This is a genomic window from Actinomadura sp. 9N215 (assembly GCF_044326345.1).
GTDB lineage: Bacteria > Actinomycetota > Actinomycetes > Streptosporangiales > Streptosporangiaceae > Spirillospora.
In genome coordinates, this window is the sequence record NZ_JBIRBA010000006.1 from 78913 (window position 1) to 93224 (window position 14312).

Consider the following 14312-nt stretch of genomic DNA (forward strand, 5'->3'; position numbering starts at 1 on the left):
TCATCCGAAGGGACGCGCATGGAACTGGAGCAGGTCTACAAGATCGGTGTCGGCGGCCCCGTCGGGTCGGGCAAGACCGCGCTCATCGAGGCGCTGGTGCCCGTCCTCGTCGCCCGGGGGCTGCGGCCCGGCGTCATCACCAACGACATCTACACGCAGGAGGACGCCGAGCACGTCCGCCGCACGCTCGCGGGGACGCTGGACGCCGACCGCGTCGTCGGCGTCGAGACGGGGTCGTGCCCGCACACGGCGGTCCGCGACGACCCCACGATGAACCTCGCCGCGGCGGCCGAGCTGCTCGACCGGTGCCCCGACATCGACGTGCTGCTGTTCGAGAGCGGCGGCGACAACCTGACGCTCACCTTCAGCCCCCTGCTGGCCGACGTGTACGTGTTCGTCCTGGACACCGCGGAGGGGGAGAAGATGCCGCGCAAGCGCGGGCCCGGCACCACCGACTCCGACCTGCTGGTCATCAACAAGATCGACATCGCGCGGTATGTGCGCACCGACCTGACGGTCATGGAACGCGACGCCCGCGCGGTGCGGCGCGGCGGACCCGTCGTCCTGACCGACTGCCTCACCGGGACCGGCGTCGCCGACGTCGCCGCCTTCGTCCTCGGACACAGGGAGACGATCTGCTCACCGGCGCCATGACCACGCCCGAGCGATCGGAGGAGCGGTCGGGTGGCCGTGCGGGTGGAGCCGTGGGTGTCCGTGCCTTGACGGCGGAGGAGCGCTGCACGGCGGAGCGCTGCACCCCGGAATGGCTGCCCGCCGCCGTCGCCGACCACGCCGCCGTACCCGACACGCTGCCGGTCGGCGCGCCGGGCAAGGTCGGCGTGCTGGAGCTGGGCTTCGCGGTGGCCGGAGGCCGGACGGAGCTGACCGGTCACTTCCAGAAGGCGCCGCTGCACACCACCCGTCCGCTGTATCCGGACCCCGACCGGCCTCAGATGCCGCACGTGATGGTCATGTCGTCGGGAGGAGGCGTCCTGCAAGGCGACCGGTACCGCATGGAGCTGGACTGCGGGCCCGGGACGTCCGTGCACGTCACCACCCAGACCGCCACCCGGCTGTACCGGATGGAACACGACTACGCCACGCAGATGATCGACATCGCCGCCGCGCCCGGCGCGTACGTCGAATACCTGCCCGAGACCACGATCCCGTTCGGCGGCTCGCGCTTCTACCAGCGCGTGCGCGTCACCGCCGACCCTGACGCGACGACGGCGATCGTCCTCGGCGAGAAGCTCATGGCGGGACGCCTGGCCCGCGGCGAACGGCACGCCTACACCGCCTACTGCGCCGACCTGGAAGTCCACGCCCCGGACGGGTGCCTGCTGTTCGCGGACCCGATCCGGCTCGTCCCCGGCGAGCACCCGGTGACCGGGCCCACCGGCATGGACGGCTTCGGGCTCATGGCGTCCCTCTACGTGATCACCGGGACGGAGCGCGCCGAGCGGGCCGCCGGCGCCCTGCACCAGGCGATCACGGAGACCGGGCTGCGCGGCGGAGCGAGCGTCCTGCCCGCAGGGTGCGGCGCCTGGGCCCGGATCCTCGGCGACCGCTCCCCCGAGGTGGACGCGGCGTACCGCCGAACCCTGGACGCCGCCCGCAGCCTGCTCAACGAGCGGCACGCCCGGACGACGGACCGATGACGCGCAGCCGGCTGCGACGCGGCGAGCGGAACTTCACGCGGAGCGGGACGGTGGCGGCTCGCCGCTCCAGGCGGCGCGGAGCAGGCGCGTCACCCCGTCGCGGGTGACGGGCGCGGGATTCGCGTAAGGGGCGTTCACGACCTGCTCGCGGATGGGTTCGATGTCGCTCTCGGACATGCCGAGCCCGCGCAGCGACCGTGGCGCGTCCAGGGAGCCCGCGAGTTCCCAGAGGCGGCGGGCGGGGTCGTCGGTGTCCAGCGCTCGCGCCAGGGCGCCGGCCGCCTCGGGGGCGGCGGGCTGGTTGTAGGCGAGCGCGTGCGGCAGCACCACGGTGTGGGTCGCGGCGTGCGGGAGGTCGAGCGTCCCGCCGAGGGCGTGGCACAGCTTGTGGTGCAGGGACATCGTCGTGGCGCCGAGGCTCGCGCCGCACAGCCAGGACGCGTACAGCGCCTTCGTGCGGGCGCCGAGGTCGCCGCCGTCGGCGAACACGGCCGGGAGCGCACCGGCCATCGACCGCACGCCCTCCTCGGCCATCAGCGAGACGACCGGGGAGCGGTCGGGTGCGTAGAGCGCCTCGACCGCATGGGCGACGGCGTTGAATCCGCTGGTCACCGACATGGCGATGGGGAGGCCGAGGGTGAGGTCCGGGTCGTACAGGACGCTCGCGGGCAGCACTCGCGGGTCCTTGCCGGTCCGTTTGCGGCCGTCCTCGGTGAGGCCCCAGACCGTGGTCATCTCCGAGCCCGCGTAGGTCGTGGGGACGGCGATCACCGGCAGGCCGTGTTCCAGTGCGATGGCCTTCCCGAGACCGATGGCCGATCCCCCGCCGACGGCGACGCAGCAGTCGGCGCCGAGGTCGGCGGCGCGCGCACGCGCGCGCTGGGCGATCTCGATCGGGACGTGCATGCGCGCCTCGGCGAGCACCCCCGCCGAGCGCTCGCCCAGCGCGTCCGCGATGGTCTCCCCGGTCGGGCGCTGCTCCGGTGAGCAGAGCACGAGGGCGCGGCGCGCGCCCAGCCGCGCCACCTCCCCGGGGAGGGACGCGACGACGCCGGACCCGAACAGCACCCGCATCGGAAGCGCGTCATAGGTGAAGGAGGTCTGGGCCATGGTCACGCTTCCCGGCCGTCGGTATCGATGTCGGTATCGACGTCGGGGCGGAGGACGACGTCGAAGTTCACCGTGCGGAACGGGTTCGGCAGGCCGGCCGCCGCAGCGCGCTCCGGGTCGTCGACCGTGGGGAACTCGCGCACCAGGCTGGGCTTGACCCCGAACACGGCGTCGGAGTCGATGAACGGCGTCCCGGCGACGAACAGGTGCGTGGTCACGGTGCGGTAGCCGGGGGCGGACACCTCGAAGTGGATGTGCGCGGGCCGGTTCGGATGCCGGGACGTCGCGTCCAGCAGCCGCCCGACCGGGCCGTCCTCCGGGATCGGGTAGTGGCGGGGGACGATCGAGCGGAACCAGAACCTCCCGCCGTCGTCCGCCGTGAACAGCCCGCGAAGGTTCAGCGGAGGCTGGACGCCGGGTTGCTGCACGTCGTAGAAGCCGTCGTCGTTGGCCTGCCAGACGTCGACCGTCGCGTGCGGGACCGGCCGTCCGTCCGGGCCCGCCACGCTCCCGGTGACCAGGCACGGGGCGCCCTTGCCGTCCTCGGCGATGTCGGCGCCGAGCTCGCGGCGCGGGGAGGCGACCATGTGGAAGGGGCCTTCCACCGTGGACTCGGTCAGCCCGCCGCCGGCCCGGTTGTTGAGGGTCTCGACCAGCATCGAGGCGCCGAGGACGTCGGAGAGCAGGATGAACTCCTGCCGGGTGCTCGTGCACGCCTGCCCCGTCGCGGTGAGGAACTCGATCGCCGCCGCCCACTCCCGTTCGGTGAGCTCGACGTCCTTGACGAAGTCGTGCAGGTGGTGGACGAGCGAGGTGAGGACCTGCCGGAGTCGCGGGTCGGGCGTCGCGGCGAAGCTGGCTGCGACCACGTCGGCCGACCGTTCCTCGCTGAACAGCTCGGACGAGCCCGGGCGCGCCGCGCTGCCGACGGCGGGGTCTGGTGCGTTGTGTGAGGTCATGGCCGTTTCTCGTCGGTTCTCACGTCTTGCGCAGGGTTCGCTGCGGCGCGGCGTGGATGAGCTCGTAGTCGCGTCCGATCGCGCCGGTCGTCTGGAGCAGGAGGGGCAGCATGTCGTCGATCAGCTCTCGGTGGTCGACCTCGGCGGCGATCGCCGTGACGTTGACGGCGGCGACCGTCCGGCCGTCGCCGTCGCGGAGGGGCGCGGCGACGGAGCGGATCCCGGGCGCCACCTCCCCGTCGGTCGAGGCCCAGCCGCGGGCGCGCACCTCCCTCAGCTCGGCCTCGACGTCCTCGACCGGCTTGGACCGGTGGGGCTCGACCGGCGATCTCGTCTCCGTGCGCAACGCGGTGCGCAGGGCGCCCGCGTCGAGGGACGCGAGCAGCACCTTGCCTAGCGCGGTGCTGGCGGCGGGCAGGCGCATGCCCACCTTGACGTTGACGGCGACCACCTTGGGGACCTCGACGCGGGCGACGTAGATGACGTCCGAGCCGTCGAGCTCGGCGACGGAGGCGGCCTGCCGCGTCTTCTCCACGAGGTCGTGCAGGTGGGGAAGCGCGACCTGCCACAGCCCGGCGGACAGCGTGTAGGCGACGCCCAGTTCCAGCACGCGCGGGGTGAGGACGACGCCCTCCGGCGTCGAGCGCACGTATCCGAGGTGTTCGAGGGTGAGCACGATCCGGCGGGCGGTCGGACGGGCCAGCCCGGTCGCGGTCGCGATCTCCGTGAGGGACATCGGCACGGGGTGCGAGCCGAAGCATCTGAGGACGTCGAGACCTCGGGCCAGGGCCTCGATGAAGTCCGGGCCGGCATCGTCGCGCGGCATCTCGCTCCTCCCGTGGCGTCCGACTCGGTGGCGACCGACTCGCTGACGGCCACCGCACCCGTCAAGACTACGCGATACGCCCGCTCCACGGTCAAGTGACCGTTCATCGCCACTACCCGTCCGCATCTCATACCCGCAGTACAAGACGATATGCATTGGATGAACATCGTCCTTGACAGCCTCGGAGGCGCATCTCATGCTCGTGCCACGGAGCAGTGTTGACCGCTGGACGGTCAAGTAGCCGTTCTGCGGTCATTCCAGTGGAGGCAGCACATGTCGAACAGCGTCACATCCGCCGATGTCGTCGTGATCGGCGGCGGTCCCGCCGGCCTGACGGTCGCGGCCGAGGCCGCGCGCGCGGGCGCGCGGGTCGTCGTCCTGGAGCGCCGCACGGAGGACACCCACTCGCGGGCCGGAGTGATCCAGCCCCGGGTGCTGGAGCTGTTCGACGTCCGCGGCCTCATGGACCGGTTCCGCGCGGCGGCCGAGCGCTGGCGGCCCGACTTCGAGGTGCCGCGCTACATCTACGCCGGCCTGATCGGGCTGCGCTACGACCAGCTCGACAGCAGGTTCCCGTACGCGCTGATCCTGCCGCAGATGACGACCGAGCATCTGCTGGCGGAGTGGGCCGTCGAGGAGGGCGCCGACCTGCGTCGCGGGCTCGCGTACATCGGCCACGCCGAGACCGGCGGCGGCGTGACGGTCACCGCCCGCGACTCCGCAGGCGACGTCGTCGAGTTCGCCGCGCCCTACCTGGTGGGCGCGGACGGCGCGCGCAGCCTCGTCCGCGAGGTGACCGGCATCCCGTTCGAGGGCCACGCGACGCGGATGACGGCCGTCGCCGCGGACACCGACCTGCCCTTCCCCTGGCAGGCGTCGATGCAGATGAGACGCAACGAGCACGGCTGGGTGCTCGCCTACCCCTTCGGGGAGGGGATCACCCGGTTCATCATCGTCGCCGAGCACCGCCGGAACGTGCCCAAGCACGAGCCGGTCACGATGGACGAGGTCCGCGAGTCACTGCGGCTGATCTTCGAGGACGACTTCGGGGTGACGTCAGCCCGGTGGCTGTCCCGCTACGGCGACGCGCACCGCATGGTCCCCGAGTTCCGCCGCGGGCGGGTGCTGCTCGCCGGGGAGGCGACCCGGGTGCATTATCCGGCCAGCGGGATCGGGATGAACTACTGCATCCAGGACGCCTTCAACCTCGGCTGGAAGCTCGGCTGGGTCGCGACCGGCCGCGCCCCCGACGCGCTGCTCGACAGCTACCACGACGAACGCCACCCTGTGCTCACCGCCCTGATGGACGACGTCGCCGCGCAGTGCGGCCTGCATTTCGACTTCTCCCCCGCCGGGCTCGCACTCAAGGACTTCGTCGAGCGGGAGCTCGTGCCGATTCCCGAGGTCAACGCCGTCCTCCGGGACCGGCTGAGCGGGTTCGGCACGTCCTACCACAGCGACTCCGACCCGCACGCGGCGGACGGCGTCCGGGTGAGCGACTTCCCCGTCGACTCCACCGACTCCCCCGGTTCCGTGGGCTCGCCCGGCTCCCCGGCCGTGTCGAGCTACACCCGGGTCGCGCGGGACGCCGGTTTCGTCATGGCCGAGGCGCCAGAGCGGACGGGTCCCCGCGCGCTCCCCGATGTGATCACCGCGGTGACGGCTCCCGCCGCCGCGCTGGCGCAGCGGTTCGGCGGCGCCGCGGCCGTGCTGGTCCGCCCCGACGCCTACGTGGCGCGCGCCTGGGCCACCCGGCCGACCGACGAGCAGGTCACGGCCGCGTACCGGGCCGCGACACGGCAGGACGGCGCGGACGCCCAGAACCCGGACGCGTCCGCGGCCGCCGTCCGCAGGCAGCCGGAACACGCGTGAGGCGGGGAGCGGACGATGACCGACCGCGCGCCACGGCGCATCCTGATCGAGAACGGCTGGGTCGTCACCGGCGACCCGGCGATCGGCACCCTCACCGGGTGCGACGTCCTGATCGAGGACGGCATCATCACCGCCGTGGGCCCGGACCTGCCCGGCGCCGACGCCGACGCCGACGGCGGTGGCGGTGGCGGTGGCGGTGGCGAGGTGATCGACGCACGCGACATGATCGTCATTCCGGGGCTGGTCGACACGCACAAGCACACCTGGCAGTCCGCCGTCCGGCACCGGTGCGCGGGGCTCGACCTGCGGAGCTATTTCGGGGAGATGTTCGGCAGGCTCGGGCCGCTCTACCGTCCCGAGGACGTCTACGCCGGGAACCTGCTCGGCGCGCTGTCCGCGATCGACGCTGGCACGACCACGCTGATGGACTGGTCGCACGTCCAGAACTCGCCAGAGCACAGCGACCAGGCCGTTGCCGCGCTGCGCGACAGCGGGATCCGCGCGGTCTTCGGACACGGCTGGCCGCTCGTCGACCTCCCGGCGTGGATCGCGGGCAGCGACCGGCCGCACACCGGCGACGTCCGGCGCGTCCGCCGCGAGCTGCTGCCCGATGACGACGCCCGCGTCACCCTGCACCTGGCCGGGCGCGGCCCGGAGCTGTCGACGCTCGACGCCACCCGCGCCGATCTCGCCATGGCCCGCGACCTGGGGATACGCGTGTCGATCCACATGGGCTGCGGGCCGGAGTACGGCGCGATGGCCGCGATCGCGCAGCTGGACCGCGCCGGGCTGCTCGGGCCCGACCTGACGTTCGTGCACTGCAGCGAGTCCGCCGACGACGAGTTCGCGATGATCGCGGGCTGCGGCGCGTCGGTCGCGCTCGCCCCGCACCACGAGCAGGCCCTCCCCGGCATCGGGCACACGCCGATCGACCGCGTCCGGGCCTTCGGGATCACGGCCGGGCTGAGCACCGACACCGAGACCGCCGGGCCCGCCGACCTGTTCGCCCAGATGCGGGCGGCCCTCGCCGCGCACCGCAGCCAGCTCGCCGAGGGACGCACCCGCTTCGCCGGGAGGCTCGACCCGTTCGGCGTGGCCGAGGTCTTCGCGATGGCGACGCAGGGCGGCGCCGACACGCTGGGGCTCGGCGACCGGATCGGCAGCCTGACGCCCGGGAAGCGCGCGGACGTCGTCCTGGTCCGCGCGACCGACCCCAACCTCTTCCCCGTCGCCGACCCGGTGGCCGCGCTGGTCTGCTCGGCGCACCCGGGCAACGTCGACACCGTCGTGGTCGACGGCGTCGTCCGCAAGCGGGCCGGGTCGCTCGCCGGCGACGGGATCGGCCGCGCCAGGGAGCTCGCGCTGGCCTCCCACCGCCGGCTCCTCGGCGCCTGACATTCCGCACTGATCCGTCCCTCACTCGAAAGGCCGCAATGACACTCGACCCCGACGTCGCCGGGTTCCTGTCCGCCCTCCGCTCCGCCGGAGCCCCGCCCGGCTTCGCCGGGACCCCCGGCGAGATGCGCGAGCGCATGCGCGGCGCGATCGAAGGAAGCTGGGACCCGGCGGCGTTCGCCCCGGTCAAGAGCGTCGACGACGTCACCGTGGGCGGGGTGCGGCTCAAGGTCGTCCAGCCGCTCGCCGACGCGGCGGACCCCGGGCCGGTGCCGACCGTCCTCTACTTCCATCCCGGCGGCTTCGTCATGGGCAGCGCGCATCTCATGCAGGACGTCGCGCGGCGTCTCGCGCACGACCTGGGCGCCTGGGTGGTCTCCGTCGACTACCGGCTCGCCCCCGAGCACCCGTTCCCCGCCGCGGTCGACGACGCCATGGCCGCGCTGACCTGGGTGACGAACTCCGTCGGCGAGCTCGGCGGCGACCCGGCGCGCGTCGGCCTCGCCGGGGAGAGCTCGGGCGCCAACCTCGCGGCGGTCACGGCGCTGCGGGCGCGTGACGCGGGCATTCCGGTCGCGGGCCAGCTGCTCGCGTCGCCGGTGACGGACTTCTCGGCCTCGTTCCCGTCCGTCGCGGAGAACGCCGACGGCTACTTCCTGACCCGCGACGACCTCGCCGTCATCAGGTGGCTCTATTTCGAGGACGACGACGCCCGCGCCGCCGACCCGTGCGTCTCCCCCGCCCTGGCGCCCGACCTGACCGGTGCCGCACCGGCCGTCATCGGGGTGGCGGGCTTCGATCCGCTGCGCGATGACGGGATCGTCTACGCGGCGCGGCTCCTGGAGGCCGGGGTGCCCACCGCTCTGCGCGTCTACCCGGGGCTCATCCATCCGTTCTTCGGCATGCCCGGCCTGTCGCCGGCGGCCGGCGCCGCCGTGTCCGAGCTGACCGGGCTTCTCGGCGCCGTCCTCGGCGGGCTCGGCCTCGGCTCTCCGCAGGACGGCTGACCAGGCGTCCACTACGTCCGGCCTTACGTACGACTACGTCCCGGCTTTCCAGGCCGGGACGTAGTCGATTCGCGAGCAGTCCGTCCACCCGTCAGGACAGAGCGGCCTCGCCGGTCGCCTCAGGGGCCTGCCGGGTGGACGTCCTCTTGCCCGCGCGGGGGGCGGTCTCGCGGATCAGCAGCGCCACCGCGGCCAGCAGGATCGGCGCCGCGGCGTACAGCAGCAGCGCGCTCCTCAGGCTGTGGGTCGCGTCGGCGAGCGCGCCGCCGAGCTGCGGGCCGAGCGCTCCGCCGAGGGTCTCGCCCACGGCGATCTGCAGGGCGAACGCCGTGGCCATCAGCTCGCGGGGCACCGACTCCCCGGGCACCACATAGGTGATCAGCGTGAGCGATCCGCCCGCCATCAGGCCGACGACCAGCGACGCCAGCAGCAGGGGCACCGAGTGGGCGAACAGGACGAAGAACAGCGGCACGAGCCCGCTGCAGATCGCCGCCACGAACAGGGCGGGTCTGCGTCCGACGCGGTCCGACACCGCGGGAGCGGCGATGCTGCCGAGCGCGATGACGCAGCCGTACACGGTGAGCACGAGCGTCGCGGTGCTCCGGGAGAGCCCCTCCTCGTGCAGGTACGTGGGCGCGAACGCGCCGAAGCCGATGTTCGTGCCGAGGCAGACGGTCGTGCCGGCGAGCGCCAGCAGGACGTTGCGGTTGGCCAGGACGAGGCGGAAGTCCCGGGCCTTGACGCGGGGGACGTCCGCGCCGTCCACGCCGCCGGCCGTGCGGTCCTCGCGCATGAAGAGCGCCACGAGGAGCGCCACGAGGATGCCCGGGACGGCGACCAGCGGGAAGGCGAGCCGCCAGCTCAGCGCCGTGGCGAGCCCGATCATGATGCTCGGCGCCAGCGCGCTGCCGATGAGCAGCGTCCCCGCGATGACGACGCCCATGTTCCGGCCGCGCCGCTCCGGCGACGACGCCCGCGCGACCGCGCCCTGGATCAGGGGCAGCGCGGGGCCCTCGCAGAAGCCGATGACCGCGCGGAGCAGCAGCATGGTGCCGTAGTCCTGCGCCAGGCCGATCAGGGCGACGGCGGCGGAGAACAGGACCAGGCTCGCGACGATCATCCATTTGGTCCTGCCGCCGCGGCGGTCGGACACGACGGAGAAGATCAGGCTGGAGATCGCCCAGGTCACGGCGGTGATGGAGACCAGCGAGCCGAGCCGGCCGTGGTTCAGGTGCAGGTCGTGGCCGATCTGCGGGAAGAGGAAGGTGATCCCGAAACGGTCGAGGAACACGATCCCGGCCGCGAAGAACATGATGAGGACGAGGGTGTTCTGCCGGTCGGCGGCCGCTGCCCCGAATTCTCGCCTGGTATCGGTCATGACGGACTCCCCATGAGTTTGGTTCGGCCCAGCGGGACTTCTTTTCACGCTGGAATGGATATTTCTGGGCGCGCCAAAGACACGCGTGCACTCTGGTGGGGAGCGTTAAAAGAAGCAGACCTTAGTGGGCGATTTCTTCGGCGGGCTGCTGTTCGGCTGGCTCCGGGGCATTCGCAATACGCTGCGCCGCCCGGGGGAACAGGTCGAGCGCGCGGCCCCCGACATCGCGCGCCTCCGCGGGGGACAATGCGCCGCACCGCAGGAGGCTCGAACGGTTCGACTCGGCGGACGACTCGGTGGTGCACGGCGCACCCCAGTCGCTGCCATAAAGGATGTGCCCGGCGCCGACCGTCGCCTTCGCCGGGAGCAGCGACTGCGGAAAGGCCGTCGCCGCCGTGTCGACGTAGAGCGAGGACGTCTGCTCGTCGATTTCCTGGGCGGTCACTCCCTGCGGGACCCAGGGTTCGTTTCCGAGCAGCCGGAGCCGTCCGGTCAGCGCGGGGAACGCGCCCCCGCAGTGAGCGATGACGAAGGTGATGTTCGGGTACCGCGCGAAGACCTTCCGGAAGACCATGTCGAAGACCGTCCGGGCGGTGTCGAACGCCACCTCGTACAGCGGGGCGGGATGGTCGAGGGTCGGCGGCAGGCGCGCGTCGGGGTGGACGAAGACCACGGCGCCCCATTCGTCGAGCCGCGCCCACAATGGTGTCAGGGACTCGTCGCCCAGATACACGCCGTTGTATTGCGTCGTCACGGCGAATCCGTCGGCATGGAGAGCCTCGCGCGCCCGTTCCGCCTCCGTGACGGCCGCTTCTGGGTCGTCGGTGGGCAGCGCCGCAAGGAGACCGAATCGCGACGGATGACTCTTCACGAGAAACGCGCCGTAGTCGTTCGATGCGCGCAGCGCCGGGAGGCCGCCGGGAATGTTGCTCAGCATCTGCATCGCGGTACCGGACGCGTCCATGTACGCGAGCGTGCGTTCCAGCGACCATTCGTAGGGCTCGGGGAAATAGACGCCCTGTCCCAGCATGGCCTGCCAGGCGCGGACGCGCTGTTCCTCGGTGCTCGGCGGCGTGAAGTGCGCGTGAATGTCGATCGTCGCCATCTCGCCTTCCCTCCGTTCGACGTCAGCGGGCAGCGTGAGTCAGTCCTCCGTGAGTCAGTCCTTGAACAGGCGGAGACCGTTCTCGATCTCGGAGAGCGGGCTCTGTTCCAGGTAGGGCGCCAGGGCCTTTCGCGCATCGGCCGGTGACATGAGCGCGGACGCGTCCACCTCGTCGACGCGCCAGCTTCCGGTGTCGTCGTAGATGAACTCGCCCGCCAGCCGTCCATTGCGGTAGGGCCAGGTGGCGGCGAATCGATGCGAGATCTGATAGGTGCCGTCCGGGTGGACGTCCTCCCCGGCGAGCGCCTCGTCGGAGCCGCGGACGATCTGGGCGAAGACGGCCTCGATGAAGATGCCGTGATCCGAGACGGCGACCTTTTCGTCCAGCGCGCCGAAGACGTTCACGCCGCGGTCGACGATGTCCGAATAGAAGCTCCGGACGTCGTCCATGCCGTCGAGCACCAAGGTCTTCCCGCGTTCGGTGAGCCGATAGACGGGGTGGTCGACCGTCATCTCCGGGACGAGGATGTCCTCCCAATGGCCGGACACTTCCAGCAGCGCGTGCCTGCGGTAGTTCTTCAGCATGTGCCGGTGCCTCGGGTCGCCGACCACCGCGAGCGCGGCATCGACGCCCGCCGTGATTTCCCGTACATCGAAAACCTTCATGCGTTCACTTCCTGATGCTCCGGCAATTTTGTCGTGTTCATTCAACGAACATGTCGGTCGTGTGGGGGGTCAGCCCGCTCCGGCCTCGGGGGCCATCGCGGCGTCGGGGTCGTACTCGTAGATCCAGGCGTTGCCGACCAGCGGATCGGTCCCGGCGAACGACCTGTCGCGGGCGCGCTGGCCGGGCCCGTCGGGGAGGTGGTTGACGTCCGCCCGCGCGTGGCTGACCGCCTGCAGCCGGGACGTGCGCGGAAGGCGCAGCGACTCGTAGCGCCGCAGCGCCCGGGCCGGGTCCGCGACGTCCTCGGCGAGGCAGCGGGCCAGGACGGCCGCGTCCTCGATCGCCTGCGCGGCCCCCTGCGCGAAGAACGGGAACATCGGGTGCGCCGCGTCCCCGAGGAGCGTCACCGGTCCCCTGCTCCAGCGCGGGAGCGGGGCACGGTCCAGAAGCGCCCACCGGCCCGGCGTCTCCGCGGCGCGGACGAGGTCGACGAGCCTCGGGTCCCACCCGTCGAATTCGAGCAGGAACTCCTCGACCGTCGCCCGCGCCGTCCACGACTCCACCGAGTCGTCGCCCGCGGGGGCGAACGCCACGAGGTTCACCGCCCTTCCCCCCGAGACGGGGTAGTGCACCAGGTGGCGGCCTGGGCCGATCCACAGAGTCTGTGCGCGCCGCAGGGCGAACGACGGGGCGCGGTCGCCGGGCACCAGCGCGCGGAACGCGCAAAGGCCGGAGTAGGCGGCGGGCCGCGGCTCGGTGACCGCCCCCCGCACCACCGAATGGACGCCGTCGGCCCCGATGACGATGTCCGCCTCGGCCCTCTCGCCGTCGTCGAACCGCAGGGACGGACGTCCGTCCCGTAGTTCCAGCGCGGTGCAGCGTTTGCCGAGCCTGATCGCGTCCTCGGGAACGGCGGTTTTGAGGACGTCCAGCAGTTCCGCGCGGTGCACCGTGTACGTGTGCTCGCCGTAGAGCCGCTCGCAGGCGGTCGCGAGGTCTTCGGCGGACAGGACCGTCCCGTCCTGCCAGCGCCGGAACTCCCACCCGACGTCCAGCCGGACGGCGCTTCGCCGCAGCCGCCCGAGGACGCCGAGGCGGCGCAGCAGGCGTGCGGCGTTGGGCGCCACGACGAGCCCGGCGCCGACCTCCTTCAGCGCCGGCGCCTGCTCGTACACCGTGCCGCGCAGGCCCGCGCGGCGGAGGAAGGCGGCGGCCGCGAGGCCGCCGATCCCGCCGCCAACGATCGCGATCTTGGGTGTCTCGACGTTCGGCCCGAGCATCTCCGTCTTCGGCTCCCCTGGTCGTGCCCCGCATCCGGGTGGACAGCGTCATGCTGCCCGGCCGGTCGACCAGAAGGCGCGAGGTCGGCCATCCTATGAACATTGTTCGGCTACCATCGCCGTCCAACGGAGGGAGGTATGCGGCATGCCCCGCACCAGTGAGCCCGGCAGGAGCGTGAGTTCCCGCCTCTTGGAGGTCCTGTTCGCTTTCGAGCCGGATCAGAGCACGCTGAGCCTCGCCGATCTGGTGCGGAAAACGGGCCTGCCGCATGCAACCGTGCGGCGGCTTGCCTTGGAGCTGACCGATGTCGGCGCGTTGAGCCGGCAGCACGACGGCCGATTCACGATCGGGCTGCGGCTGTGGCAATTGGGCACGCTGGCGCCGCTCACCGAATCGCTGCGCAGTCAGGCCCAGCCATTCATGGAGGACCTTTACACCGCACTGCACCAGCACGTGCAACTGGCGGTCCTGGAAGGGTCCGAGGCCGTGATCATCGAAAGGCTGTCCGCGCCGCGTGCCCAGCATCTCGTCTCCCATGTGGGAGGCCGGTTGCCATTGCACTGCTCAGGCGTGGGAAAGGTCCTCCTGGCCCATGCCGGCGCCGATCTGATCGAGCGGATCCTCTCCGGCACGCTGCGCCGGTACACGCCTCAGACCAACACCGACTCCACCGTGCTCAGAAGCGAGCTCGCCGAAATCCGCCGCACCGGCCATGCCACCGTGCGGAGCGAGCTCACCCCCGGCGCCGACTCCCTCGCGGCGCGCGTCGTGGACGGCGAAGGACGCGTCGTCGCGGCGCTCTCCGTGGTGGTGCGCACCGGATCGGTGCTCCACCAGGCGGCGCTCCCGTCGTTGATCGCGGCCGGCCTCGGCGTCTCCCGCATGCTGGGCTGGCGCCCCGGCACAAGGATCCGCGAAGCCTGATCCCGGCACCGCCACGTCCAGCGGCTTGTTCAGCGGGACGGCTCGCGGTGGACGCCTACCGTTCGCCGCGGAGAATCGACCGTTCATCGCACGCCGCTGACGTGCAACGCAGGCAGAGGACCACTCGACG

13 protein-coding genes are annotated in these 14312 nt (G+C 72.1%); 6 read left to right on the forward strand and 7 right to left on the reverse strand.

Translation table 11 applies throughout. The annotated features are described in order from the left end of the window. Window positions 1-18: 18 nt before the first annotated feature. Both ureG and ACH34T_RS12300 read left to right on the forward strand, forming a co-directional pair. Complete coding sequence (gene ureG / locus ACH34T_RS12295; protein WP_395992181.1) at window positions 19-654, forward strand: urease accessory protein UreG; 636 nt, start codon at window positions 19-21, stop codon at window positions 652-654. 50 nt (window positions 655-704) lie between these two features. After that, window positions 705-1658: an urease accessory protein UreD gene (locus tag ACH34T_RS12300; protein ID WP_395992182.1), complete on the forward strand. Its 954-nt coding sequence runs from the start codon at window positions 705-707 to the stop codon at window positions 1656-1658. Between the two features lie 33 nt (window positions 1659-1691). On the opposite strand, the gene ACH34T_RS12305 is transcribed toward ACH34T_RS12300, so the two are convergent. The 3 genes from ACH34T_RS12305 to ACH34T_RS12315 are packed head-to-tail and all read right to left on the reverse strand — an operon-like array spanning window position 1692 to window position 4553. After that, a complete protein-coding gene (locus tag ACH34T_RS12305; RefSeq protein ID WP_395992183.1) occupies window positions 1692-2768 on the reverse strand; it encodes a maleylacetate reductase in 1077 nt (358 codons plus the stop codon). Between the two features lie 2 nt (window positions 2769-2770). Next, window positions 2771-3727 (reverse strand): dioxygenase, encoded by a 957-nt coding sequence (locus ACH34T_RS12310; RefSeq protein WP_395992184.1) that lies wholly within the window; start codon window positions 3725-3727, stop codon window positions 2771-2773. 19 nt (window positions 3728-3746) lie between these two features. Further along, entirely contained in the window at window positions 3747-4553 is an 807-nt protein-coding gene (locus ACH34T_RS12315; RefSeq protein WP_395992185.1) for an IclR family transcriptional regulator C-terminal domain-containing protein, read from the reverse strand. A gap of 273 nt (window positions 4554-4826) precedes the next feature. On the opposite strand from ACH34T_RS12315, the gene ACH34T_RS12320 reads away from it, so the two are divergent. Genes ACH34T_RS12320 through ACH34T_RS12330 form a run of 3 tightly spaced genes read left to right on the forward strand, consistent with a single transcriptional unit; the run spans window position 4827 to window position 8827 of the window. Continuing rightward, a complete protein-coding gene (locus ACH34T_RS12320) occupies window positions 4827-6425 on the forward strand; it encodes an FAD-dependent oxidoreductase (RefSeq protein ID WP_395992186.1) in 1599 nt (532 codons plus the stop codon). 15 nt (window positions 6426-6440) lie between these two features. Next, complete coding sequence (locus ACH34T_RS12325) at window positions 6441-7820, forward strand: amidohydrolase family protein (RefSeq protein WP_395992187.1); 1380 nt, start codon at window positions 6441-6443, stop codon at window positions 7818-7820. A 38-nt stretch (window positions 7821-7858) separates the two neighbouring features. Continuing rightward, on the forward strand, window positions 7859-8827 hold the full coding sequence (locus ACH34T_RS12330) for an alpha/beta hydrolase (RefSeq protein ID WP_395992188.1): 969 nt from the start codon (window positions 7859-7861) through the stop codon (window positions 8825-8827). A gap of 91 nt (window positions 8828-8918) precedes the next feature. On the opposite strand, the gene ACH34T_RS12335 is transcribed toward ACH34T_RS12330, so the two are convergent. From ACH34T_RS12335 to ACH34T_RS12350, 4 genes are all read right to left on the reverse strand, one after another. After that, window positions 8919-10205 (reverse strand): MFS transporter, encoded by a 1287-nt coding sequence (locus ACH34T_RS12335; protein ID WP_395992189.1) that lies wholly within the window; start codon window positions 10203-10205, stop codon window positions 8919-8921. Window positions 10206-10326: 121 nt separating this feature from the next. Further along, entirely contained in the window at window positions 10327-11310 is a 984-nt protein-coding gene (locus ACH34T_RS12340; protein WP_395992190.1) for an amidohydrolase family protein, read from the reverse strand. A gap of 54 nt (window positions 11311-11364) precedes the next feature. Beyond that, complete coding sequence (locus tag ACH34T_RS12345; RefSeq protein WP_395992191.1) at window positions 11365-11976, reverse strand: hypothetical protein; 612 nt, start codon at window positions 11974-11976, stop codon at window positions 11365-11367. Between the two features lie 69 nt (window positions 11977-12045). Then, complete coding sequence (locus ACH34T_RS12350) at window positions 12046-13257, reverse strand: FAD-dependent monooxygenase (RefSeq protein ID WP_395992192.1); 1212 nt, start codon at window positions 13255-13257, stop codon at window positions 12046-12048. A gap of 145 nt (window positions 13258-13402) precedes the next feature. Here ACH34T_RS12350 and ACH34T_RS12355 point away from each other — a divergent pair, with 145 nt between their 5' ends. Continuing rightward, complete coding sequence (locus tag ACH34T_RS12355; protein WP_395992193.1) at window positions 13403-14182, forward strand: IclR family transcriptional regulator; 780 nt, start codon at window positions 13403-13405, stop codon at window positions 14180-14182. Window positions 14183-14312: the final 130 nt, after the last annotated feature.